20 protein-coding genes, 2 pseudogenes and 1 other annotated feature are annotated in these 25,241 nt (G+C 46.7%); of the genes and pseudogenes, 6 read left to right on the top strand and 16 right to left on the bottom strand.

Annotated features, from left to right (window positions below; all coding sequences use genetic code 11):
- Positions 1-228: 228 nt before the first annotated feature.
- The 3 genes from IPG31_02160 to IPG31_02150 all read left to right on the top strand — a co-directional run bounded on the left by IPG31_02160 (position 229) and on the right by IPG31_02150 (position 1,271).
- The gene (locus tag IPG31_02160; protein MBK6617198.1) at positions 229-438 is read left to right on the top strand and encodes a hypothetical protein; all 210 of its coding nucleotides are present in this window, start codon (positions 229-231) and stop codon (positions 436-438) included.
- The gene (locus IPG31_02155) at positions 438-716 is read left to right on the top strand and encodes a type II toxin-antitoxin system RelE/ParE family toxin (protein ID MBK6617197.1); all 279 of its coding nucleotides are present in this window, start codon (positions 438-440) and stop codon (positions 714-716) included. The genes IPG31_02160 and IPG31_02155 overlap by 1 nt, the downstream gene beginning before the upstream one ends.
- Positions 717-911: 195 nt before the next feature.
- Positions 912-1,271: a hypothetical protein gene (locus IPG31_02150; protein ID MBK6617196.1), complete on the top strand. Its 360-nt coding sequence runs from the start codon at positions 912-914 to the stop codon at positions 1,269-1,271.
- A 238-nt stretch (positions 1,272-1,509) separates the two neighbouring features.
- Here the strand turns inward: IPG31_02150 and IPG31_02145 are convergent.
- The 8 genes and pseudogenes from IPG31_02145 to IPG31_02110 all read right to left on the bottom strand — a co-directional run bounded on the left by IPG31_02145 (position 1,510) and on the right by IPG31_02110 (position 8,488).
- A pseudogene (locus IPG31_02145) lies at positions 1,510-2,185 on the bottom strand (IS3 family transposase).
- Positions 1,791-1,907: a sequence feature (AL1L pseudoknot), on the bottom strand. (Overlaps the previous pseudogene by 117 nt.)
- A gap of 40 nt (positions 2,186-2,225) precedes the next feature.
- Positions 2,226-2,576, bottom strand: a pseudogene (locus tag IPG31_02140) (transposase).
- The gene (locus IPG31_02135; GenBank protein MBK6617195.1) at positions 2,577-3,374 is read right to left on the bottom strand and encodes a ZIP family metal transporter; all 798 of its coding nucleotides are present in this window, start codon (positions 3,372-3,374) and stop codon (positions 2,577-2,579) included.
- A 1-nt stretch (position 3,375) separates the two neighbouring features.
- Complete coding sequence (pgeF, locus tag IPG31_02130) at positions 3,376-4,140, bottom strand: peptidoglycan editing factor PgeF (GenBank protein MBK6617194.1); 765 nt, start codon at positions 4,138-4,140, stop codon at positions 3,376-3,378.
- Between the two features lie 74 nt (positions 4,141-4,214).
- Positions 4,215-5,402: an aminotransferase class I/II-fold pyridoxal phosphate-dependent enzyme gene (locus tag IPG31_02125; GenBank protein MBK6617193.1), complete on the bottom strand. Its 1,188-nt coding sequence runs from the start codon at positions 5,400-5,402 to the stop codon at positions 4,215-4,217.
- The gene (locus IPG31_02120; protein ID MBK6617192.1) at positions 5,399-5,656 is read right to left on the bottom strand and encodes an acyl carrier protein; all 258 of its coding nucleotides are present in this window, start codon (positions 5,654-5,656) and stop codon (positions 5,399-5,401) included. Before IPG31_02120 ends, IPG31_02125 begins: the two co-directional genes overlap by 4 nt.
- A 63-nt stretch (positions 5,657-5,719) precedes the next feature.
- The gene (locus IPG31_02115; GenBank protein ID MBK6617191.1) at positions 5,720-6,637 is read right to left on the bottom strand and encodes an NAD(P)-dependent oxidoreductase; all 918 of its coding nucleotides are present in this window, start codon (positions 6,635-6,637) and stop codon (positions 5,720-5,722) included.
- 30 nt (positions 6,638-6,667) lie between these two features.
- Positions 6,668-8,488, bottom strand: coding sequence for a fatty acyl-AMP ligase (locus IPG31_02110; GenBank protein MBK6617190.1), 1,821 nt, complete (start codon positions 8,486-8,488; stop codon positions 6,668-6,670).
- A gap of 432 nt (positions 8,489-8,920) precedes the next feature.
- On the opposite strand from IPG31_02110, the gene IPG31_02105 reads away from it, so the two are divergent.
- The gene (locus IPG31_02105; GenBank protein MBK6617189.1) at positions 8,921-9,883 is read left to right on the top strand and encodes a L,D-transpeptidase family protein; all 963 of its coding nucleotides are present in this window, start codon (positions 8,921-8,923) and stop codon (positions 9,881-9,883) included.
- A gap of 100 nt (positions 9,884-9,983) precedes the next feature.
- Here the strand turns inward: IPG31_02105 and IPG31_02100 are convergent, their stop codons facing one another.
- The 3 genes from IPG31_02100 to IPG31_02090 all read right to left on the bottom strand — a co-directional run bounded on the left by IPG31_02100 (position 9,984) and on the right by IPG31_02090 (position 11,545).
- Positions 9,984-10,262 carry a hypothetical protein gene (locus tag IPG31_02100; GenBank protein MBK6617188.1) on the bottom strand — a complete coding sequence of 93 codons (279 nt, stop codon included), beginning with the start codon at positions 10,260-10,262 and terminating at the stop codon, positions 9,984-9,986.
- 139 nt (positions 10,263-10,401) lie between these two features.
- On the bottom strand, positions 10,402-11,277 hold the full coding sequence (locus IPG31_02095; protein ID MBK6617187.1) for a serine protein kinase RIO: 876 nt from the start codon (positions 11,275-11,277) through the stop codon (positions 10,402-10,404).
- 70 nt (positions 11,278-11,347) lie between these two features.
- Positions 11,348-11,545: a hypothetical protein gene (locus IPG31_02090; GenBank protein MBK6617186.1), complete on the bottom strand. Its 198-nt coding sequence runs from the start codon at positions 11,543-11,545 to the stop codon at positions 11,348-11,350.
- 288 nt (positions 11,546-11,833) lie between these two features.
- Between IPG31_02090 and IPG31_02085 the strand changes: the two genes are divergently transcribed.
- Entirely contained in the window at positions 11,834-15,208 is a 3,375-nt protein-coding gene (locus tag IPG31_02085; GenBank protein ID MBK6617185.1) for a mechanosensitive ion channel, read from the top strand.
- 479 nt (positions 15,209-15,687) lie between these two features.
- Positions 15,688-17,085, top strand: a complete 1,398-nt coding sequence (locus IPG31_02080) for a sigma-54-dependent Fis family transcriptional regulator (GenBank protein MBK6617184.1) — start codon at positions 15,688-15,690, stop codon at positions 17,083-17,085.
- Positions 17,086-17,109: 24 nt separating this feature from the next.
- On the opposite strand, the gene IPG31_02075 is transcribed toward IPG31_02080, so the two are convergent.
- The 5 genes from IPG31_02075 to IPG31_02055 form a co-directional block, all read right to left on the bottom strand.
- Positions 17,110-17,901, bottom strand: a complete 792-nt coding sequence (locus IPG31_02075) for an amidohydrolase family protein (protein MBK6617183.1) — start codon at positions 17,899-17,901, stop codon at positions 17,110-17,112.
- Between the two features lie 40 nt (positions 17,902-17,941).
- Entirely contained in the window at positions 17,942-19,339 is a 1,398-nt protein-coding gene (locus IPG31_02070) for a dipeptidase (protein ID MBK6617182.1), read from the bottom strand.
- A 197-nt stretch (positions 19,340-19,536) separates the two neighbouring features.
- The gene (locus tag IPG31_02065) at positions 19,537-21,921 is read right to left on the bottom strand and encodes an N-acetylmuramoyl-L-alanine amidase (protein MBK6617181.1); all 2,385 of its coding nucleotides are present in this window, start codon (positions 21,919-21,921) and stop codon (positions 19,537-19,539) included.
- A gap of 26 nt (positions 21,922-21,947) precedes the next feature.
- Positions 21,948-23,066, bottom strand: a complete 1,119-nt coding sequence (locus IPG31_02060) for a pyridoxal phosphate-dependent aminotransferase family protein (GenBank protein ID MBK6617180.1) — start codon at positions 23,064-23,066, stop codon at positions 21,948-21,950.
- A 5-nt stretch (positions 23,067-23,071) separates the two neighbouring features.
- The gene (locus tag IPG31_02055) at positions 23,072-25,201 is read right to left on the bottom strand and encodes a hypothetical protein (GenBank protein ID MBK6617179.1); all 2,130 of its coding nucleotides are present in this window, start codon (positions 25,199-25,201) and stop codon (positions 23,072-23,074) included.
- Positions 25,202-25,241: the final 40 nt, after the last annotated feature.

Genomic DNA, 25,241 nt, shown 5'->3' with positions numbered 1-25,241 from the left:
CCAATTTGGCTGCTCGTTAGTAAAGGTTTCTAATACAAATTTCCCGGCAATATCAGCATTTCTCATCGAAAGCCCCCTGGTTACATGCCGAGATTACTCCTGTTGGTTGAGAAGCGCGCAGCATAACCGTTTAGATTTATTTACTTCATAAAATTAATGATCAAATCCTCGCCAGGTTCCTTTAAGGAACTAATTGAGCTAAAATAAACCTTTGACTAGGAGATTGTCATGTCTGTAAACGTAAAACTATCAGAGAGCCTGGTGGCCGAGGCCAAGCGCTACGCGCAAACACAGCATCGCTCGCTACCCAAGCAGATCGAATACTGGTCGCAGATTGGCAAAATTGCAGAGGAGAATCCTGATTTGCCGTTTACCATGATCCGCGACATACTGATTGCCGATCAGGAAGAGCCAACGGGTGAGTACCAATTCGACTGATGCGGTTATATGTCACGCCCACATTTGAGCGCGCTGTAAAGAAACTGCACCCACAGCAAAAACCTGATCTTGATGAAGCAGTGCGTGCCATTGCATCAAATCCTGAATGCGGTGAAGCAAAAGTAGGCGACCTGCTTGGCATCCGGGTCTATAAATTCCGTTTATCAAACCAATTGTGCATGCTGGCATATCGTATTCTCGATAAGGATAGCTTGAAACTACTGGTCTTCGGGCCCCACGAGAATTTTTATCGCGATCTCAAGCGGCATGAGAAGTGATCTTTTTTTATTCAGCATTAAAATAGCTGAACTTTAAATTAGTTTTGGGGGTATTACCAAGTTAAGTCAAATTGGACTGATTTTACACCTCGAGTCAGTATTATGAATATTTAACAATCAATGAGTTAAAAATTAGTGCATTGACTAGTTTTTATGCAAATTTACTTAACTTGGCAATACCTATGTACATCTTTCATGTTAGCTGGGTTCCCGATAACCCCGGATATTTCGATAATTCAGGCCGCTTTATATTTTGGGCTGAAACGGAATCTAAATCTAAAGACAAAACGCCTGCCAATACCCATGCTGGCACTGTTTTTCAATAAAAAACAGTTACAACAGTTTTTTATTGATGAATTCCCGCTAAAAACAGCACTTGTCAGTGTATTAAATCCACAGCCATCCCATTTCTACATAGCGCTTCCCAGTCAGGACGATATCCCACTGCCAAGCCCTGAAATGGCATTAATTACCGGTGAAATGATACCCGAAGAATTTGACTGGCAGAGCTGGAATATCTTGGTTTATCCTTGGAGAAGCCTTTATTATTCTTAAGGAGGCTCTGATTAACTCACCTTTGTCATTCCGAACGTAGTGAGGAATCTTTGGCAATCAACAATATAGATTTCTCGCTATGCTCGAAATGGCAGTTATTCAGAGGTTCCTTAAGGGAAATCCGTTTCTTAGCATTACTGTTGATACCGGTATAAAATTGACCACCTGTGCCGGTTGAAATTTGACCAGGGGAAATCAGTGCGTAGGGTACTACGCATCTGTGGATAAGTCGACCAGTATCCAGTGGGCACGGTAGCGCCTTGTCTGAAACCGTCGTGCGGACAATCTTGCCGCGCCGTACACCTTCCAGCCCCAACCGTTTCATCAGCCGCTCAACAGTGCAACGAGCTACCTGTATTCCTTCGCGCTTAAGTTGTCGCCATACCTTGTCGGCACCATAAACCTGCAGATTGGCCTGCCAGATTCGTTGTATCTACGGCATCAGATCGTCATCGCGAATAGCTCGGGCACAGCGCAATGCCGGATTACGCAGTTCGACAACGTGACGTCGATTCCCGACGAAGCGACCTGCAATACCTTGCAGATCGGCTCGACTCCGTGGGTGTCGCGATGCCGGTCAATGAACGATCTTAGGATTTGAGTTTACGGTCGAGCTCCGCCTGGGCAAAAAAAGCACTGGCCAGTTTCAGTATCTCATTGGCGCGACGTAATTCCTTGACTTCACGCTCCAGTGCTTTGATGCGCTCGCGTTCTTCACTGGTGACGCCATCTCGCAAGCCTGTGTCGATCTCGTGCTTCTTTACCCAATCATGCAATGTCGGTGGTGCGCAGCCAATCTTTGGCGCTATCGATTCTATCGTCGCCCACAGCGAAGGATACTCACTGCGATGCTCTTGCACCAGACGGACTGCGCGTGCTTTTACTTCAGGGGAATATTTGTTTAATTTATTCATGGCTCCATTCTCTCAAGATTTGGAGCCTCCTCAAAACCCGGGGCGATTCAGTTCTAATATGCTGCCAGTTTTCCGCAGGATAATCATAGAAGGCCAGCATGGAATCTTTATCCTTTGTCAGACATTCCATCGCCTTCGGATACTTCGGACTAAAACGTTCAATACAGTTATCAAATGCTTCATAAGCCTTTTCCCGTGTTTCCGCCTGCCAGATGTTATGCAGTACTTCCTTGACCTTGAGTTGCATGGCCTTGGGCAGCTTTTCCATTACATTGGCGGTTTTATGCACCCAGCAGCGCTGTTGACCGGTATCCGGCCAGCATTTGGCAACAGCTTTCCAGAATCCCAGTGCGCCGTCACCGACAGCCAGCTTAGGAGCCTCCTTAAGCCCTCAGTGATCATGCCCAAAATAAGCACCAACCAGCCACACTGTACCAATACCTAATACGATAAGTATTACCTGCTGAATGGTCGCACCAATCTCCGGACGTTTATGCAGACTGGGAATGAGGTCAGCCATCGCGACATAGGTCATACTGGCCGCAGCAAGTGCGAGTATGGGTGCGATCAGATGATCGAGTTGATTAAGCATGAAATAGGCCAACACTCCTCCCAATACCGTGGCCACACCGGATAGAAGGTTGAACCATAGTGCGCGCGCACGTGAGAAGCCTGAATTGAGTAATATAATGAAATCCCCTGTTTCTTGAGGAATCTCGTGTGCAGTAATTGCGATTGCCGTAACAATCCCCAACTGGATATCCGCCATAAAAGCTGCTGCGATTAGTATACCGTCTACAAAGTTATGAAACGTATCACCCAGTACAATCATCATGCCACTACGGCCATAATCATGATTAACAGGGATTGGCGCTATCTCAGCTGCCGCTTCATGCACCTCGCACTCACCCAAGTGGCAATGACGCCAAATCAGCAATTTCTCCAGGATAAAAAAAACAAGAATACCGCACAGCATCATTAGGGTTAACTGTCTGGGCTCAGATGAAAGCTCCAGCGCTTCGGGCAGCGCATTGAGAAAGGCAGCACCCAAAAGTGCACCAATTGCATAGGAAACCAATATCGATATCCAGGTACTACTCCGTGCATTCAGTGTCAGCAATGCGGCAAGTCCGATGCTCAGCAGCGCCCCCAGCACGCTGGCCAATATGATCCAGGTCAATACCGACATGTTATCCATTCGATGAATCTGACGTCATCCACAGCAGGGCAGCCATTCTCCCGGTTTGTCCATCGCGGCGGTAGGAATAGAATCGGTCAGCGTCACTGAAGGTGCATAATTCGCCACCAAACACCTTATCAACACCTGTTTTCGCGAGACGCTGACGCGCCAGCTGGAAAATATCCGCATAATACTTTCCCCGTTTATCAGTCTCTGTAAACGCATTTACTGACTGACTATCGGATTGGATAAAAGTCGATCTGACCTCTTCACCAACTTCAAAATATTGGGGTCCGATTGCCGGCCCAAGCCAGGCAATGATTTGTTTACTTGTTGAATACTGTCGCATTTCTCGAATCGTATTTTCAATAATACCGCTTGCCAGTCCCCGCCACCCCGCATGGGCAATGGCAACGACACTTCCAGCCTCATCACATAAAAAAACTGGCAAACAATCTGCCACCAGAATGGCACAGACAACTCCACTGCATCTACTGATAGCCGCATCCCCTTCAGATTTGATATTGCTTACAGTATCCACCCATATCGGTCTATTTTTATGCACCTGAGCCAACCAGCAAGGTTCTTGAGGCAAGTATTGGCATAACTGCGCACGATTTCTCTGAACCACATCCGGATTATCGCCAACATGATCACCCAGGTTGAATCCAGAATAGTTGCTACGCGGATTATGGTCAGATTCTCTCTTACGAGTAGTAAATAGTGCCTTGATATTATGCGGCGCAGGCCATTCCGGGACAATCCAATCCATCATGGTTTCGGTATTGCGAGGAGAAAAAAACGCATCGGCACATACAATAATTTTACAGATTTCACTCTCACCGAGAACTACTGCAATGTCAACGGATAAAGATCCGCGAACACATTACATATACGATCTATTTGTTCTGGCGTATGCGCGGCGCTGATACTGCAGCGAATCAGCGAACTGCCCGCTGGAGCCGCAGGTGGAAGAACCAGATTTACATATATCCCCTGATCCAGCAAAGCATTCCATAGCATTAATGCCTGCTGTGGACTGTTTAAAATAACTGCAACTATAGGTCCTGGTTGCGGACCCAGTTTATAACCATTCTTTTTCAGCATCGAGTAAATTTGATGCGCATTCTGCCAAAGCCGTTTTCGCAGAAGATACCCATTCTTCAACAAGCTCAATGCGGCTCGCGTCGACGCAATGGTCGCTGGTGAAGGGGATGCAGTGAAAATATAAGAATGACTAACATAGCGTAGCTGCTCAAGCTGAGCATGATTACTGACACAGTAGCCGCCAATGCCACACAGGCTTTTACTAAACGTACCAGTAATAAAATCAACTTCCTTGAGTAGCCCTGTCATTTCCACCAGGCCCTGGCCCGTCTCACCCAGCACACCCAGGGAATGGGCTTCATCAATCAATAAAGTTGCGCCATAAGTATTTTTCAATTGCACAATGTCAGCCAATGGTGCCTGATCACCCAACATGCTATAAATACCTTCCACAATGATCAATGTGTTCTGACAGCGATCCCCAAGACGGCGCAATCGTTTCTCCAGATCAGCTGCGTCGTTATGGCGAAAACGGATGATATCCGCACCACTCAATACACAACCATCATAAATACTGGCATGTGCATCCCCATCGATAAGCACCACGTCACCCTGGCCGACCAATCCCGAGATTGTGCCCAGATTTGCCTGGAATCCGGTTGTAAATACAATGCAGGAGCGACAATTATAAAATGCCGCAAATTCACTTTCCAAGGCACGGTGACCCAAGTAGTTGCCATTTGCCATACGTGAACCCGTTGTTCCCGTCCCTTCCTGATCAATCGCCTGATGAGCGGCTTGCCTGCATTCTTCAGCAAAACTCAAACCCAGGTAATTATTGGTTCCGAGCATCAAAATAACACGCCCGCCAATTCTGGCCTCGGTTGCCGATAAAATTTCCTCGATTGGGATACCAAAGGCACCCAACCCTTCTGGTAATTGGGCCTTTCTCAAGGCAGCAGCCGTATCCAGTTTCTCCAGCAGGTTCATTTTGATGTATTTTTAATTTTATAAATCAGATCGGCCAGATCCTGAACGGTCAGTACGTCTACGAGTGTATTAAGTGGCACTGAAATATCAAAATGATCTTCTATTTCCATCACTAAATTCAGCAACTTGACTGAGTCAATGGCAAGTTGTGTAATCAGATTGGTTTCAGCTGAGATAACCACTTCAGTCTCAACAAACTTTACCAACTGCTCGCAGAGCATCTCCGCAATTTGCGCTTGAGTCATTTCAGTCATAGCAGGTTCAATTTAAAATAAAATGAATTCGGACAAAAAGCACATATTCCTGATAAACCAGGATTAGGTTAGCGTGGGTAAAGCAACTTGCAGTGGCATCTTGGGGTGCCAGTTTTGTAATGCTTTCTGTAGGATAGTGATATCACAGGTCCAGTCAGGATATTGAAGTTCCTGAACTTTACCCGGTGTCAACATGGGTGCGTAACCCAGAACGGATGCCAGCCACAAGTTCAGGCTTGCCAGTGACGACAGTCCAATCAAAGGGATACGCACATGACGAATCTTTCTTCCTAATACTTGCTCTGCAATCGACATAATCATGGCATAGTCATAGCCACTTGGAGTACCGTCATCGATTTCATAAATACCCGATATAGGCGTCTCAATGCTCAACCAGCAAATCATCGCTTCCACCAGATCGTTAACATGTACCAATCCAAAACGATTTGTAGCCGGACCAAGAGCAGGTAAAACACCATATTGCATTGCCTGTAACAGAGGAGTTAGCACTTTGTCACCCGGGCCGTAAACTGCCGCCGGTCGAAAAACAGTCACTGCCAATTGATCAGCAACCATTGACAGTAATTGTTCAGCATCATATTTACTTTGCGCATACCATGACAGCTGTGGCTGTCTCGCAGCTAATGATGAGATATAAAGTAATCTGGAACAGGAACCTGTCTTGGCGACCGCCTGCAAAAGGTGCTTAGTACCGATAACATTATTGGATAAGAAACTTTCCCAGGAGTGTCCTTTAACCGCCCCAGCGCAGTGCACTACTGCATCGGCACCAGCCACCAATTCTTGCTGTATCTCAACACAGCTTAAATCACCAACAATCCATTCAACAGCAGAATGTATAAATGGGGCAGAAGCCTGCCGGGTAAGTACCCGAACCTTCCAACCCTCATCAATAAGCCGATCCAGCAGCACCCGTCCAATGAACCCAGTTGCACCTGTTACCGCAACAAGCTGGGGCATACGCAGTCGAATGAATTTGAACGATATTTATTAAACAGCAACTTGACCAGCTGATTTTTTGCAATTATTACGTTGCAAAAACCCTTGACGAGCAGCAAATCGAGACAACTTACCAGACGATGTTCTTGGCAAAGTATGAGGAGGAACAAGTTCTACCAGACAATTTACCCCAAAAGCCATATAAACCACCTGCTGTAGACGGTTGATAAGTAATTGACGGTCATCAGCAGAAGACAACCTACTCTCCACCACCAGCACTACCGAAGTTGAACCATTTTCATCGCTAACTCCAAAAGCAGAAGCCTCGCGCGTTCTGACTTCTGGTTGTTGCTCTGCCAATTCTTCTACATCCTGCGCCCTGATATTTCTACCATTGACGATAATGACATCGGTGCGCCGCCCAGTAATATATAGGTCGCCCTCATATAGAAAACCGATATCACCCGTATCAAGCCAGCCATCTTCTTTAACCACTTTGGCGGTTTCAATTGGATTGTTAAAATAACCTGTCATTACACTACCACCCTTAACCAAAATGCTGCCGACCATCATTGGGGGAAGTTCTACGCCATTTTCGCCAATTATTTTGATCTTGTGTTCAGCCAGCGGACGTCCACAATTTGCAAATTCATTAAATTTTCGCCCATCCGCCTGAACCCGAACCGCCATTTTCTTTTCAACCAGCGTCTTTGTATCCACACACAAGCTGCGTGCACCTTGACCAACACTTGGAAAAGAAACAGCCAAGGTGGATTCCGCCAGTCCGTAGCAAGGCAAAAAGGCATTCTCATTAAATCCAGCAGAAACAAATTTTGCAGCAAAGTTTTTTAAAATATCCAGACGGATCATCTCCGCACCCACCCCTGCGGCGCGCCAGCAACTCAAATCCAGTTCCTGAAGATCAGATTCTCGAGCACGCATCATGCAAAGTTTCAAACCAAATGGCTGACTGAACGCTATCGTGCAACGGTTGCGACTGATTAATCTGAGCCATTGCAGCGGCCGAATGGCAAAATCGCGCGTTGCCAGATAATCCACAGACAATTGTGCAGCCAATGGCGCCATCACTAAACCAACCAAACCCATATCATGGTAAAAAGGCAGCCATGAAGCACAGCGATCACCCTCTCTGACGTCCAGACCGTCGCAGACAATACCGCGCAAGTTGCTCATTAAAGCACGCTCGGTAATCACTACGCCGCGTGGCAGGCGTGTGCTGCCAGAAGTAAATTGCAGATACGCAGTTTCATCCGGCGTATTTGCATGAGGTTGTGTGTCTATCCCGGGCAGTTGCGCTAACTGTTCAGGTGTGCCACACCATCTGAATTCATTATTTTTAATATCAATCACGGCTTCTTCCAGGAAACCAATGAAATCAATCTCGGCCAAAGCCAGACTGGCCTGGCTACTCTCCAGCATACCCCGGAGTTGCTGCACATAAACTGCATGACTACCGAGATTAACCGGAACCGGCATAGCAAATGGCACCAATCCGGCGTAACGGCAAGCAAAGAAAAGTTCAACAAAAGCAGGTGTAGTATCCGCAATTAACGCCACCCTGCTGTGACGGGCCAATCCAAACCCTGCGAGTCTTTTGGCAGTGGATAAAGCGCGCTCGCGCAATACGTCATAAGAAACAACCGACTTCAGATTTCCTTTGGCATCATAGAAATTATAACCAGTCTCTCCTTGTGCTGCGTACTCAAGCGCTTCAATTAAAGTACTGAAATCTGCCCTGCGCTGATTTAGTCTATTTGCAGTAGGTGTGGCGGCTAATAGCTTTGATGCGGAAAGCAGAGAATCTGTGTTTTCTTTTAATACCGTAGTCAACTTGGTAATTGTCGAGCTCAAAATCTTCCCCTAGTAATATTCTGGTCAACTTGTTTAACAGGACGACGGCGCTCAATTTTGAGATGAGTACTGATCTGTCGATATTTGTATAAAAAGACAAATCCACTCGTATTGCCTGACGAGAACAAGTGTGTCATATTTGGTAATAAATGCGTGGACGCGAGCTTATATAAGCATGATTTTTCTGTCAAGCAATGACGGTGTGAATGTTGTTATTCTGCTACAGTTTTCATCATTTATTCATGAATACCTATCGAGGCAAAATTACCGAAGTCAGCTCTAAAATAATCCCAATACCTCTATCGGTCTGCACTCAACAGCAGACTAAAATCAGTACGCAGACTCGCTCATTTGAGGGTTTTGTGCATTCCACAGAAGAATCACAATAAAATTGATCACACTCAAAGTTAAATCTACCGATATAGATAAATGATGAAACCAAGCCCTATCCTTATTCTATTAAAGCTCTTCCTGATAGTTGCCCCAATTGATGCATTGGCTAAAAGCTGGGTACTTCCCCCGAATGATGTAGATATTTTTGGCGAGATCCAAATCATCGCGGCCCATCGCGAAGAAACATTACTCGACATTGCGCGACATTATGAGATTGGACAGGACGAAATGTTACTTGCCAATCCCAACGTGAATCGCTGGTTACCAGAGCAAGGCTCTGAAGTAGCGATACCTTCCCGTTACATTCTCCCTCAGGCACCGAGAACTGGGCTAGTCATCAATCTGCCAGAGATGCGCCTTTATTATTTCCCCAAAGCAACCAAAGGTGAAAAACCCAAGGTTATCACCTACCCCGTCAGCATTGGCAGAATGGACTGGAACACACCGCTTGGAAAAACCACCATTACCAGAAAACAAAAAGATCCGACATGGACACCTCCTCAGTCTCTCAGAGAAGAAGCGATGGCAAATGAGGGAAAACGCTTGCCGGATATCGTACCGGCAGGCCCAGATAATCCACTCGGACGCTACGCCCTATACCTGGGTTTATCCGGATATCTCATTCACAGCACGAATAAACCATTTGGTGTCGGCATGCGGGTTACTCACGGCTGTATACGCATGTACCCGGAAAATATAGAAGAATTATTTACAATCATTCCGGTCAACACGCCCGTATACATTGTCAATCAACCGATCAAACTGGGCTGGCTTGAAAAAAATCTGTATATTGAGCTACACCCACCGCTGGATGAGGACATGACTGATACTGAGCCTGTTTTGTACATGCAAGAAATCTATACTGCCGTTCAGTCTTTCTTACAAAAAACAGATACATCCTCTGACGGGAAGTCGATTCACAGCACTAGAATTAATGAAACAGCACTTGCTGAAGCTATTAAAAGAATAGATGGTATCCCAACACTCATTTCAACAGAATAATGATAATGAGCTACATACATACAACCTCAACCATTATCACTCCGGTATTATTTCCGCCGCGAGAGACGTAATTAATACCGAAGTTCCGCCCGCTAAAACATTATTTATGCATGGCACGTTTGAACATACGATCAATTTTTGTCTCAGTATCAATCGACCGCACATTTGCCTCATTAGCCTTATCCATGGCACGGTTCGCCATATCATTGGCGCTATTTGCTGCAGCGCGTGCAGCGGCAGCGTCTGACTGTGATTGAGAAACTCCAGCTTCAAGCGCATCTACACGAGACTTAAGTGAGCTTAATTCATCTGTCGTAGCGCAACCAGACAACCCCACAACCCCAACTATCAGCAATCCGAGAGCATTAGCACGTAACATCTTTACCTCCTTCACAAAATTAATAAAACTGGCGAGTTGTATTTAACTACATTTCCGTTTTTTTGCAAAGAGAATTAGTACATTAACATATTAACTCCTTAATCAAGCCAGCTTCCTCCACGCGAAGGCTCAAAGCTTGTCAATAATACTGCCATGCCCGCTCACTGGTCCATCGTTCGCTTTTATAGCGTTGCCACGCGGCTTCCTTTTTGATAGCAATGTTGATTGCGCTCAATACCGCATCAATATTAACTGGTTTGTGGGGAAGTTCAACTTGCCCAGTCAGATTAACATCCAGGTGCAGCTTACCTTTTTGATATAGCGACCAGATTTCACTGCCATAGTCCGTATAAGCAAGCTCGGGGGAAAATCTGCTGAGAAAAGCAGTAATATTCCTTACGTCGCGCCTCAGGATTGCCTCCGCACTGTTATTATGCGCGGCATGAACAGCTTGTGGAAAGTCAATGATAACCGGGCCAGCGTTCCCGATCAGCACATTGTATTCTGAGAGATCACCATGCACGATACCGCTGCAAAGCATCCGAACCACTTGCTGAATTAGAAAACCGTGATAAATTCTGGCTTGCTCCGCTGTCAAATCCAGTTGATTTAACCTGGGCGCAACATAACCGCTGCTATCCACGATCAACTCCATCAACAGCACTCCTTCAAAAAAATTATAAAACTTTGGAGTAACCACGCTGGCAGTAGCCAGCTTTCCCAGTGTATCCACCTCCACACTGTGCCAGGCATCATCCCGGATCGTACTTACAAAACCACTTTTGCTACGCATAAAACGAGTATGACGGCGATTGGTAATTTCACGTCCTTCCAGATAACAGGAGTTTTGTCGAAAATTTCGCTTCTGCTTTTCCTTGTATACTTTGGCACAGCGATATTCTTCCCCACACTTCACTATATAAAGCATCGCCTCCTTACCGCTCATGAGTTCGCAGACAACTGAGTCAATCAGCCCTTCTTCGATCAGTGGTTCCATTCTGCTAGGTGTTTTCATGGTTTTCATTCTCCTGTTAGCTGAGTCACTAATTTATCGAATCAGAAACGCGCCACATCGCTTCTACAAATTAATACTGCGAGAATCTGGTAGTTTTACTGCGATGCCACTGTGCATCGGGCAGTGATGAATCTGCTGTCCTGGTTGCTACTTTATTTGGATCAGTCTGCTTTTCCGCATCATGCAAGGGTTGGTTTTTACGGGTAAGCGAGTTTACGGGATGTTTTTTTACCTCTTGTAATGCTTTATCAGTCGATAGGAAAATCATTGCATGAACTCCTTTGGAAAGATCATCACGGCACTCCATATCCGGGATGTGAAACGTATTGTAAAGAGAAAAATATGATTTTGGAATGTGACAAATTGTCGCGCGACAATTTGTCACACCTTGATTTCGAGCTCGAATACCCTCTGCTCATTTAATGAAAACCATGTCTAACCTGCGCATTAGTGCACGATAGTCAATGGTTATAATATGGAGACACAGTTACACTCGCGTGACATTAGCCATTCTTTATGTGTTACCTCATTACCTAATCCCAGCCCATCAAAATCCATGAATAAGTTTTTATTTATTGCCACCCTATCGTTACTCACCCTGTTAACAATGACCGGTATCACATTGTGTTATGCGGACAAGCTCGACAACAAACTCCAGGCAATGCAGACAAAAATTGATGCGCTAGGTGAAGTTAATCCTGAAGAAGCGCCGCAAAAAAAAAGATTGCGCGAAATATTCAACGAACATTTGCAGATACTGCACGATCATCAGGATTATCTCGACAAAACAGCCACCTATTCCCAACAACTGGAAAATTATCCGCAGCAGATCACGACACTGAGGCAGCATCAAGCCCCGCCGGAAGCAGGAATAACTTCACAGCAACTTGCCAAGCTGACGCTAAATGAAATGGAGCGACAATTGGTTACTGCTCAGGCAGATCTGTCGGAATTAAAAAATCAGCGACAAAAATCCATTTCGGACCAGACACAATTACGTCAACGCATGGACAATATTCAGGAGGAATTGGCCTCTATCACCAATCAACGCTCCTTACTCAACGAAAAATCAGCGGTCATCCAAAAGGATGTCGATAAAAAAATACGGGGTGCACTTACAGATATACATGATGCTCAACTCCAAGCGTTAGCCGATAAAACCAGGATGCTCGAACTGGAAGCGCTGGTACTGCCATATGCCGCAGAAATAATCTCCCTACAGGAAGAACTATTGCTTGGCCCAAAAATTGAGAATCTGCTTCAGAAAATAGAACTGCTAGCCAGCGAAACCAACCTCAGACGCATGGCCGACACCAGGCAAGTCATTGAGCAATCCGAGCAGCTTTCTGACGAAAACATCCAGCAGTACCCGGAATTGAAACAATTAGCTGTGGATAATAAATTACTGGCTCAGAAATTGAATGACTATGCCAAACGCACGAAGCGGCTCACCAACCGGAAAACACGCGATGAAAATCGTTTTTCACTAATTACACAAAGCCACATAGCGCTGCAACAGCGACTCGAACTCGAGGGTGAAGATACTGATCTGGGCATACAAATCAGAAAGCAGTTCAAGAAAATCATGATCAAACCAAACGCGGCAAGAACAAAGCGTGAGCTGAATAACGCAAAACTCGATCTATATCAGCTGGAGCAGGAACGATTGCAAATTATGGATAGCATGAAAACTGTACAGCGCTTTCTAAAAAATGCAGAGATACCATCCGCTGACTCCATCGAATACAAAAAACTGACAGATACGTTTGCAAAACTGAAACAGTCTCGCGAACAGATCATTGAACAATACACCGATGTATTAAAAGGCCATATCAAGGAACTACAGTTTTATTTGTCCGCTCAGAATCAACTGACTGAAAAAATAGAACAGCACCAGGTTTTACTGCGGGAGAATCTGCTGGTTACCCGTAGCGCCAAACCCGTAACACAAGTAACCCCACAGGATTTTCGCGATGCACTTGGCTGGTTTAACTCCCCCCAAACAAAACGTAGTTTCACCAAAATAATAAGTTCTTCATGGCAGGAACTGGTGACAATATTTGGCACCTTTACCCTGCTTCTCACCCTGTTCAGGTGGTTATACTGGCCAGCTTATCTGCGCTGGGAAACAATTGGCAACAGTTTGCGCGGTAAGGTCCATCAGGACAGGCTAATCTACCCAGTAGGCATGCTGCTGAATTGTATTCTGGTGGCCGGATACTTTTCTTTGCCATGGCAATTGGCTGCGCTCATCATTCAGGATAATTCATCTTCAGAAGTCAGGCACGCCATGGTCGCCAGTCTGCAGGTTGCTGCCATTGCGATTTTCTGCTGGGTATTTTTACTGCTGCTGTTTCGTCCCGGTGGACTGCTCAGTCACCAATTTAAATGTGATGAGAAACTCGTCACTAAAATGCATCGTAACATCAAACGATTTGCTCCATTTATTGCCGCACTCAGCATCCTGATTGCCTTTATGGATACGCTGGATGATGATCTGGTACGCAACACGCTTGGCCGACTGACATTTGTAACACTTTGTCTCGTTCTGGCAATATCTGCACTGGGGTGGACAGGAATCAGTCTCAAAGCCAGGCAATTCTATCAGGGCATGGAATTCAATCCGGTATTGAATCCAAAATACTGGATGACTGCCTTGTTTCTGCTGCAAGGCTATATGATCGCGATGGCGCTGATCGGATATTATTTTGCTGCAATCTACCAGTATATTCTGGTCTTCCAGTCACTAAGCTGGGTCACATTTTTTACCTTGCTGTATTACGTCAGCTTCCGTAGCCTGCTGATTGCCCAACGGCAAATCGCATACCAGCGTGCCATCGAAAAAAGGGAGGAAATCCGCGCACAACGTGCACAAACAGACAAAGGCGAAGCAGACTGGGTTGATGAAAATTATGTTGATATCAAGACCATCAGCAGGCAATCCGCCACACTACTGAAAATCGGTATCTGGGGCTTGCTGATCACCGCATTGGGGGGAATCTGGATCGATGTCCTGCCAGCTCTCAGCTTTCTTGAAAAAATCACGCTCTGGCAAACCTCCTCACAAATCGATGGAGAAATCATCTCACAACCCATTACGCTCAAAGCGCTACTGGTTGCATTCATCGTATTTGGCCTCGCGTTTATTGCTGCACATAATCTGCCTGGCACACTCGAATTACTGGTTCTACGCCACCTCTCGCTCAATACCGGCACAGGCTATGCCATCACCACTCTACTCAGATACGTCATCGTAGTGGCAGGCGTTACTGCCACCTTTCAGACTTTAGGAATGGAATGGTCGAGCATTCAATGGCTGGTAGCCGCGCTCGGGGTGGGACTGGGATTTGGATTACAGGAAATTTTCGCCAATTTCGTATCCGGTGTCATCCTGCTTTTTGAACGTCCCATCCGCGTAGGCGATGTTGTAACGCTCAACACCACCACTGGAACCATCAATAAAATCCATATTCGCGCCACCACTCTAATTGATTTCGATCGTAAAGAGATCGTTGTGCCCAACAAGATATTTATTACGCAACAGTTAACCAACTGGTCACTGAGCGATCAAATAACGCGTATTGTATTACCAGTGGGAATCGCCTATGGATCAGACTGTGAAACCGCTCGCAGGCTATTGCTGGAAATCGCAAGCCAACATCCAGCTGTATTAAAAGATCCCGAACCTTCCGCTTTTTTTATGCGCTTTGGTGAAAGCTCGCTGGACTTTGAGTTAAGAGTATTTTGTGGGCTAATACAGGATAGACCAAAGCTGATTCATGAAATAAATATGGAGATCAGTCGTCTTTTTGCGGAAGCAGGTATCAATATCGCCTTCCCTCAACTAGATGTCCATTTACATAGCCTGACAACGATTTCGCCTGATAAGTTGAAATGGCGGGCGGATTCAAGAACGAACTGCAACAGTTAATGTTTAATAGTGATATTGACATCAGTCACTATTCGTCTGTGGAGATGAATATCTTATCAAGCCATGATCGAAGTTTGAAGATTTTATCGCCTGAAACGGGCTATTAACGCTGATTGGACTCAAAATATACATAATCTTCTTTGAAAGAATTAGATGTAATTTATTGTTTTTAAAGTTTATAGTTGGTTTTAGGGCAAATACTAAATAGCATCGATAAACAAAAAATACATAAATTTTCTTCAAAAGAACTAATTTAGTTTTAGAATGAAGCCGTGGGTGTAGAAACCAATCTTCATGCGGTAAAAATGATTGCTTGAGCGATGCTTAAACAAGAACCTGCTGAATAATAGCGATAAAAATAACTCGGCTAAACAAAAAATCCAAGTATAGCGACACTGGCTGCAAGCAATTACCTAACTTAAGAAGAGTTCATCGGGATTCTTCGTTGATTTATTTCAATCAGTTCGTTACTGGATACTATGGATACTTTCTTTCATGATATATCTGGACCAATTACCGTCTGGGTTCGCGGTGTCGGAGAACACTCGGAAAAAACTATCCATAAATTCGTCGACCTCTTGACCAAGCAGGACATCGAAGTACAAGATTATCGCACTCCCTGTAGTCACTCCGGTATCGTCTTTAGCAACAAAGTAACCCCGGAACTCTGCGAACAGTTATGCGAACTTAGCCACAACGGCCAAATACAAGTCCTTGCCTGCTGTCACGAAGCAATTTCAGGAGAAGCCATCTGGCAATTAATGGAAGCTGGCGCGTCTGATGTACTGGTTTGCACAAAAGATAATTTGATCATTCACGAAATCACCGCCCGCCTGCGCCGCTGGGAAGCCATCAATCGGTTACTCAATTCCTCGCTTGTTCAAAATGCATTAGTTGGTACAAGCCAAACACTGCAAACCATATTACGCCAAATAATCGAGGTCGCGCGCTTTACCAACGTATCGGTATTAATTCTCGGCGAAAGTGGCACAGGAAAGGAATTACTGGCCAATCTCATACACACGCTCGACAATCACACCGATAAGGGCGAGCTTATCATTCTGGATTGCACGACCATTGTGCCGGAATTATCAGGCAGTGAATTTTTTGGTCATGAACGAGGAGCGTTTACAGGCGCCACATCTTCAAGGGATGGAGTATTCGCACTTGCGAATGGCGGCACGCTTTTTCTGGATGAAGTGGGCGAATTATCTCTGACCATGCAAACTCAGCTTTTACGCGTAATCCAAGAGCAAACTTACAAGCGTGTCGGCGGTAATGCCTGGCAACGCACGTCATTCCGGTTAATTTGTGCCACCAATCGTGATCTCATGGCACAAGTTCAACGCGGTGAATTCCGCGCCGATCTCTATTACCGAATTGCCAGTTACATATGTCGGTTACCGCCTCTACGCGAACGATCTGAAGATATTTTGCCTCTAGCAAATTATTTCCTAAAAAAAAACTGCACGGACCACGATGTGCCCACCATTGATAAACCCATTCAAGAGTACCTGTTGCGCAGGCAATACCCCGGCAATGTGCGCGACCTCAAGCAGGTAATCGCGCGAATGTTGTGCCGCTATGCGGGTGAAGGCCCTATTACGGTCGGCTGCATTCCACCAGATGAACGGCCAGTTTTGTCTGAAGATTGGAAAGAATGGCGCGATATGAGTTTTGAACGGGCAATCCGCATCGCGCTTAGTCGCGGCGTGGGGCTCAAAACTATCAGCAAAAATACCGAAGAAACCGCCATTCGTATCGCGGTCGATGAAGCGAACGGCAACTTGCAGCGGGCCGCGCAACGTCTTGGTGTAACCGATCGCGCCTTGCAGTTGCGCAGAGCAGCGCAACGCCAGGAAAACAGCAAGTATTGATTACGCCATTTTTGTCTGCGGACTTTATTCGAAAAAAGCGAATTGCGCCGTGTTTAGCCGTTTGGATAAAGCGGATGGCCGATGTTGCCGCTCGGTAGGGATTAACTTTTTCAAATTAGTTCCCAAAATCAATTTTTCCTGCTGCGGTGAAAGACGTAATGCCTTGATTTTTGACAATTCAATGCCTGGATGAAGCCATGGCCCATCCGAACCAAACAAAATCTTGCCAGCTCCGGCGCGTTTTACCGCTTGCTCCAGCAAATCGAAACGCCGTACACCGGCAGTATCCGTATAGATATTCGGATGACGAACCAAATGATCAATGAGGCCCAGTTGTGCACGCCAATCGTCGGCAAAGCTGCCGAGATGGGGAATGATGAAGTTGACATCCGGATATTCTTGCGCCAGCAGCTCACAAACCGATACCTCTCCCACCACATCGTAAAGTACCGGCAAAGCGAAAGCCCTTGCCTCATCACAAATTTCACGGGTAATCGGTGCATCATGGCGATGCACTTTGATCCCGGCAAATCCATATTGTCTGACAGCGGTTTCGATCAATTGATGTACCCTCCCGCGGTCTCTGACCGCATGCACAAATGCAAAGCCATAAAACCTGTCAGGCTGGCTGGCTACAATCTTCGCCACTTCTTTATTGGCGACAGCGTAATCCGAATGAAATGCGGCAAATAAAACGCTGCGCTGAATTCCTGCCGCAGTAGCACGGCGCATATAATCCTCTAATGGAGCCCGAGTATCCCAGGGTCCAGTAAAACCATCGCCGCTTCCGGCATGACAGTGGCAATCGATGATCATCATGTCCTCAAAATGTTACTATGTTACGAATAGTTGCCTATTATCCCCATCTGACAAGACTGACATGCTGTCTCTGTCCTATTGCTGTCAGAAACCTGATGCTGGTCTCAATTCCATTAAAAAAATTGGGCAAATAAAATTTTTCATTCGCTCCGTGAATAGCATCGCCTGGTAAACCAAAGCCCATCAATACAACAGGCAGATGCAAAATTTCCTGAATCAGACCCACCACCGGAATCGTGCCGCCATTGCGTAAAAATACCGGCGCTGCCGCGAATCCCTGACGATAGGCACCCACCGCAGCAATTATTGCAGGATGGTTACGGTCCATCAGTACAGGCCGGGATGATGCGAAAGTGCAAATTCGTGTCCGCAGACCCGGCGGTGCAATCTTTGCCACATATTTACGGAATAACCGATCGATTTCCTGCGGGTCCTGGTCTGGCACCAGACGGAAGTTCAGTTTGGCCACAGCACGCGCTGGAATGACTGCCTTAACGCCGCCTCCCTGATAACCGCCATGCATGGCGGTTACTGTAATCGCAGGGCGGATTGTGGTACGTTCATACAATGAATAATCCTGTTCCCCCCAACCCATTGCCGCTCCGGCATGTTGTAATATTTTTTCGTCAGACGGCCCGACTCTGTTCATGAAGGCACGTTCCTTCGTATCCCATCGGCGCACGCGGTTATAAAAACCAGGGATAGCTATACGTCCATCTTGATCATGCATTTGCGCAATTATTTCACATAGTGCTTGCAACGGATTATGGATAGCACCGCCCGACACGCCCGAATGTAATTCCCGCTTTTGCCCAGTGATCTCCAGTTCAAAATTGATTAAACCTCGCAAGGCGTAAGTAATGGCAGGCTGATCGGCAGCCGGGATTTGCGTATCTGATATCACGGCGCAATCCGCGGCAAGAATCTGCTGGTTAGCAATTATGAAAGCCGGTAAATTGGGACTGCCGATCTCCTCTTCACCCTCAAACAGGAACTTGACATTAACAGGCAAATCCTGACCGCTCTGAAGAAATGCCTCCAGTGCCTTGACATGCGTAAAAAGCTGACCCTTATCATCGGAAGCGCCTCTACCATAGAGATTGTCTCCGCGGATAACCGGCTCGAATGGTGGCAATCGCCACTCATCCAGCGGGTCAGCCGGTTGCACATTATAATGGCCGTAAATCAGCACCGTAGGTTTTCCCAGCGTCCGGCATTTTTCAGCGTAAACAACGGGATGACCGCTGGTAGGAATCACAGTCACTCGTTCCATACCGATTTTTTGCAAATGACCGGCTAGCCACGCCGCACAACGCTGGATATCACTCTTATGCTGCGGCTGCGCACTGATACTCGGGAATCTAACAAACGCTTTTAACTCAGAGATAAAGCGTGCGCGCTTGTTCTGCGCATAAAAAAGCGTATCAGTTGAGATGGTTAACACGATAATTCTTATCCGCGTATCTCTCAGGATATCGATTGATCGCGAATCCTGGTAACAGCAAGCCCACCTTGCCTGCTTCGCTTCTAAGCACCAAACAAGTCTCAAATGGTAACATACTGAAATTAAATATATTTATCATGATAATCGCCTCTTATTACACGATTGACTCCGATAACAACTTTTTGACTTCAAGCAAAAATTTCCTCACCAAACTCAGGCTGTTGTTGTCTATTCTCTCCCCACGTCCGCCAAATATCCGGTATAGGATTGCCGCTACCAACCTTAAAATTTTGCCCGCCATCCCGTAAGCCCAAATTATTGACCGCCCATTGGCCAACGTGATACCAAATATCCGGACCCGGATCGTTTGCACGACTCGCACTGGATTGTCGATGCACCAAAATATGGGTAAGGTTCATATTTTTAACAAGGTAACGCACTAAACAACGCCCAGCCTTGATCTGTTCATTAGTCAGAACACCTTGAGGCGATGCGCCGTTCGGATATACATACCGTTTTCCCTTTATATCAGGAAAATTACCTGCAAATTCAACGGCCACACTGCCAGCATTTAATCCATTTGAAGCATTAAGGTAAGCTGCCAGTGGATGCAATTGCAGTATCTGCCCGTTCGGCTTGATTACAAAGTGCGCAGTGACACGATCATACCGATTAACTGGCGTATTTTTTTGATTGCCGGCAGTCTGATGCAACACCAATGCGTAGACTTTACTCATATCGCGCGGCTTTCCTTTGCGCTTATCTTTAGGCGTAAAACTGGTGCGATCTTCGATGGGCGCACAATCAGTCAGCATATTGGTAACTCCGCCCGAGAGCTTACGAGCTCCGGTGCTAATGGTGTTCCATACATCACCAAGAAACGCTTCCTGATCGGATCGCTCCGGTTGAATGCTATTGACCTGCCATTCATTATTAATCGCAGCGTTTAGTTCCGAATCTCTTCGAATCGCTGCAGGAAGATTTGGCACGTACATCCGCGCTGCGGACATTAAGGCAGCATTGGCGATAGCCTCGGGATTGGCTTGCGGATTGGCTAAAGCTGCTTGCCTGGCTGCTGCCGCTGCAATGCGCACAAAACGCCGCGCCATTTCCAGTTCTGCTTCTTCTGCAGGCAAACCGCTGAATTCAAGCTCCAGCGCTTTACTGACGGCTGTTCCGATGGCACCACCGATAGCCGTACCAACGCCCGGTATGGGAATAAAAGATCCTAGCGCTTTGCCAACAATCGGCAGCGCAACCTTGCCAATCGCTTTCAAACCTTTACCCAATGCAGGTAACACTTTCTTGCCGACGAAACGGCCAAATTTCTTCAATCCTCTGCCGATTCCCTTGAACATTTTGCCGAGAAATAAATCCAGCTCTTCTTCGTTGGAAATAGCCAATAATTCGGCGGCGAGTTCAAGCTCTTCCGCTTCGCTGAAAGGGTACTCCAGCTCCCATACTGTATTCTTCGGCAGGATCAAACCACCGGAGCCGCTGGCTGGAGCTGCCACTGGCCCGATTCTTTGTCCCCGGACATCCTTCGGTCCCATTGCAGCATAGGCTTTTCCAAGATTTTTAGCCAAAGGGCTCGGCAGAATGTTGGCCACCTGAATTTGGTCGAGTGCCTTGATTGGAACAATCGGATTTTTATGGTGAGGTAGCATCATTTTTCCAGCCCGAATCAAAGTACGTGTAATTAAATGCTCTATTACAGCACCGCATCCGCGAACAGGGCATGCACCGCTTGCTTGTATTCTGGCCAGATAATATCCAACTTTTCCCGGATACATCGCTCGTATATCTTGGTGAGTCTTATGTTCAAGTCTTTCCAGAAAGGATTGATCAATCGCTTTTCCAACCTTCAGAGTTTGGGTGATTATTTTTTTAGTTTTTCCGCCAACGGTTCTTCGCTCAAATAGAACAACAATATACACACCCACATCACCGTGAATTCGATCACGCGGGCGCTTCCGGATTTCCTCCCAGGTATACAACTTGGGCTTTTCATTACTGGGTTGCCAGGTTAACCAGGCAATAAAACCGGGCTCTTTGATATACGATTCAAGCTCAGAATTTTCCTCCGCATTTTGTCTGGAGCAAGCCGCCTTCAACGCATCTTCGGTATCCGGCCCAACGATGCCGTTTGCCCTTAATCCTTGCTGACGCTGAAAATTCCGCACGGCGCTGCGTGTTTCCCGGCCCATAATTCCGGTCACAGGAAGTTGCGTTCCCGTCGCTTGATTCAAGCAATCCTGTACCCAGCGGGTGCGTTCTGAGCCGGATGGTTCCGGTTCACTAGAATAGGGCTCGCTCGCAATCGGATAAGGTTCATAGACAGCGCTTCCAAATGGCCGTCGCAATCCCTTTACGAAAGGTCTTGTTTTCGAGAATGGCGGGCGCTTGGTTCCTTTTGGCTTCAAACCGGGACGAACGCCAAGCCTAAAACTGCGGTTTCTATATCCCGTAAATGAGCGGCGGATTCCTCGCTCACTCTCCACTTCGAACATTTCTCCCGTAATTTCTGGAGTAGGTTCTAACGGTATGGTTTTAAATCTCAATCCTTGATTCATGATTCACCTCTCGCCTATAGCTGTCATTATATGAAGCCCAAATACACTGATTCGCCACCGCGATTTGCAGCCTTGTTAGGGCCTCGTGTCAATGTACTCAGTATGTCGATGCAATGATCAATTTCTCCGATGGTATGCCGCGCTGTAATTAAAAAACTCAGATGCGCCTCGCCGTTATTGCGAGGCCGTGACAATACCGTTTGAATACCGTTGCGGGAAAGGTATTGGTGCATTCGGACTGCGGCATTTCCAACAATTCCCCTCAAGGTTTGCACAGGAAACCAGCCACCAATGGAATCCCGGCCGATGGTTTCCAATCCTTTGCGGAATTGCGCAACCCGCTGAGCCAATCTGTGTCGTAACAAATTCCCGTGAGCTTCGTTCACCTTCAACGCATGCCAGGCAGCCTGAATAACAGCTATTGATGGCGGACTGCCATGTACTCGGGTATCGCTGGTCATTTTAAAGCGCTTGATCAGTGTATTGCTGCCTGCCAGAACTGCTACCGGCACACCGAAACCTTTTGCCAGTGATGAACCCACTACAATATCCGGCCCAAAATTTCCACTCCAGCGCAACATACCACCCCCGCCTTTTCCATACGGACTGTGCAACGCGGGCGACCCTCCCAGAATTCCCAAAGCTTGGGTATCATCCAGCACCAGTAAGCCGCCAAAACGCCTCACAATCTCCAGATAGTCACCAACCGGTGCAGCATGGCCGCACGCCGGGCAAAAGCCATCCGCGATTGCCACGGGATGTTTCCCCTCATGTGCATGCCGCTTGATTTGTGCCAATAACGCATCAGGGTCGTGATGCCTAAAAGAATAAACAGCAACACCCTTGGCACTAAATCGCTCCGCTCCCCAGCGCGCAATCGCATAAGTCCCCTCGTCCAGATACAAAGTTACCGGTTGCTGGCACAACATCCCGAATAAATCCCAAAACAGATGCAAAGTGGAAGGCATTAAAACGCCTTGTTCGCATCCTTGTAATTGCGCCAGCTTCTCGGCTACTTTCTCGGCCCCGGGCGGTTCGGCAAGCGCTGCCGGAACCCCTAGTGTCAGTTGTTGCCAGGATTGCAAGAACTGGCTTGGATGATGCAATCCGAGGTAGAGCGCCGAGGTAAAATTAATCATAGCCATGCATCTCACATCGTCCGCTGCTGACTCGCCAAACGTTTCTGCAACAATACCGAGGGCAAAGTCGAATTCACGGGAGCATTGACGGTCGGATCAGCCGATAGGTCGACACCCGTCGCAGCACGGTAGGCATGGATATAGCCCTGTGCCTGTGGACGGAAAAACCGCGCCCAATTGAGCGCCTTGACAGGCTCAAACTCGTCGCTCCAATGTCCCCAGCGGATAGAAAGCAAAAGCTGCTCGCCGAACATACCCAGGTTACGGAAATGCAGCACGCTGGTATCGGTCCAGCCTTGCAATTTTTTCATCGCGTCAACACGATCCATCCAGGGCTCCGGATAAGCCACCATGATCCGGGTAGGTAGTAATTCCCGGAACTCCGGTCTGGCCAGCAACCACTGCTGCATCAGCATTTCAATGCGCGCAGTCGACGGTAAATCGCCGAACTGGTTGTGTGCACCCTGGGACAGAATCAAGTGTATTTCCTTGAGGGCATTGAGCACCGGGAAAGCATCGGCCTTGACGGTGGTATCGTCATCCTGTTTATAAAACACAGTACACAACCGCAACAAATGGTGAAAAGCCTCTAAGAATTTTGAACGCGTGTCGGCAGGCCGGAAATTCTGCACCGCTTTGCCTTCTAGGTGGAGGCCATAATGGTGATCGTATTCGTAATTGCGCCGATTGACCGTCAAGCGGTGTTGTTCATCCTGGATGTAGCCCCAAAGCACATTATTGAGCGGCCGTAGCGGATCCATTTCCAGATTGGCAAGCGGATCACGTGCAGAGGCGCGCACATTCTGAAATCGCCGCGTAATGGCGTTGGTTGTTTGCACCAGCATGCCTTCTTCGTGCCAGTAAGACCAGATGAGCTCCAGCAAGCACGGATTGGCGAGTTTTTCTTGCAGCAACCCAAAACATTCATCTGCGTCACCATTCGGGCTAGCTTCTTCGAATGGCTTAATTTTGATCGGAATATCAGGTAATTTACGTCTAATAACAGCGAGATAGGGCAACACATCTCCATTACCATCGACACCCACTAGATAATCTTTGTTGAAAGCTTGATTCAAGCCACTGGGTGGTATTGGAAGATCACGGCGATTCAAGTATGCTTCATCCCGAGCCGGATCAAAAGGTTGCAAATCATTGTGATGAACTCCGCAATTTACCATCACAAAAGCTTCTGTAGCCGCTTTAACAACACGATAAGCATCAGAATCTGTAAAAGGTAAAAAACGATTCTTCAATAACTTATCTCGCCACATCGAATGCTTTTCATCATAACGATCACTTTCAAATTGACTTAATTCCCGCGGTTTCTGCTTACCACAGAAAATCCAATCCATGAAACTCAGATAATTATTGAATGAAAGTGCTTCTGCACTATTACGAATACCTGTCCAAAACGCGGTATCTTCAGTAAAAGATGTTTCTGTCCGAGTGAGGCTGGTCGTAGTTCTGGCATCGACATGATGTACGTTACGTACAGCCGTGCCAATCAAGTTTGTGGCGATTGATGAGCCGTCAGCATGCTTGAGCGATGTATTAAAGGAATAACCACCTTGCATTCCTGTCGTATCGACGGCTGCTTCGTATACGCGATCCATGCCATCCACAAAGATAGAAGGTTGAGATAAACCGCCCTGATTAGAAGACAATTTAATATCTGGATTCCCCAAAGATGCGCTATGTGAAATACGAAGTTTGGCCGGTTGACCCGCTACAATATCTTGACATAACGCTTCTTCAGTTTTTGGACCACACATTACAAGCTGCTGCGTAAAATTTACTGGCACTCCAAGATTAATCTGTTTGGTGCAATTACAGTCTATTGAGAATAATCCTTGTGGTTCATCGCCTGAACACGCAGCCGGTTCCTCATGGAAACCAAAGGCATTCTCATAAGCTAAACCATATTGGTGTGAATCACCTCCTGGAAGCTCAAAAACCGCATACCCATTGTCATCAGTGACCCGTGTTCTTATATGCTGCCATTCACTGAGTTTCCATTCCAGAACTTTAATGCCCGCCCCATTGATCGGTATTTTATTTCCGCCCGAATCATACAAGCGAACTCTCAGCACGCCATCACATAGAGCTTCGCAGTTCTGAACTTTTCTGGATTTTGTATTCATGTCATTCTCCTGAGTAAATAGTTAATAAAACGATTTTGTT

Source organism: Nitrosomonas sp., from assembly GCA_016703745.1.
Classification (GTDB): Bacteria; Pseudomonadota; Gammaproteobacteria; order Burkholderiales; family Nitrosomonadaceae; genus Nitrosomonas.
This window is presented reverse-complemented; position numbering and strand designations above follow the sequence as displayed.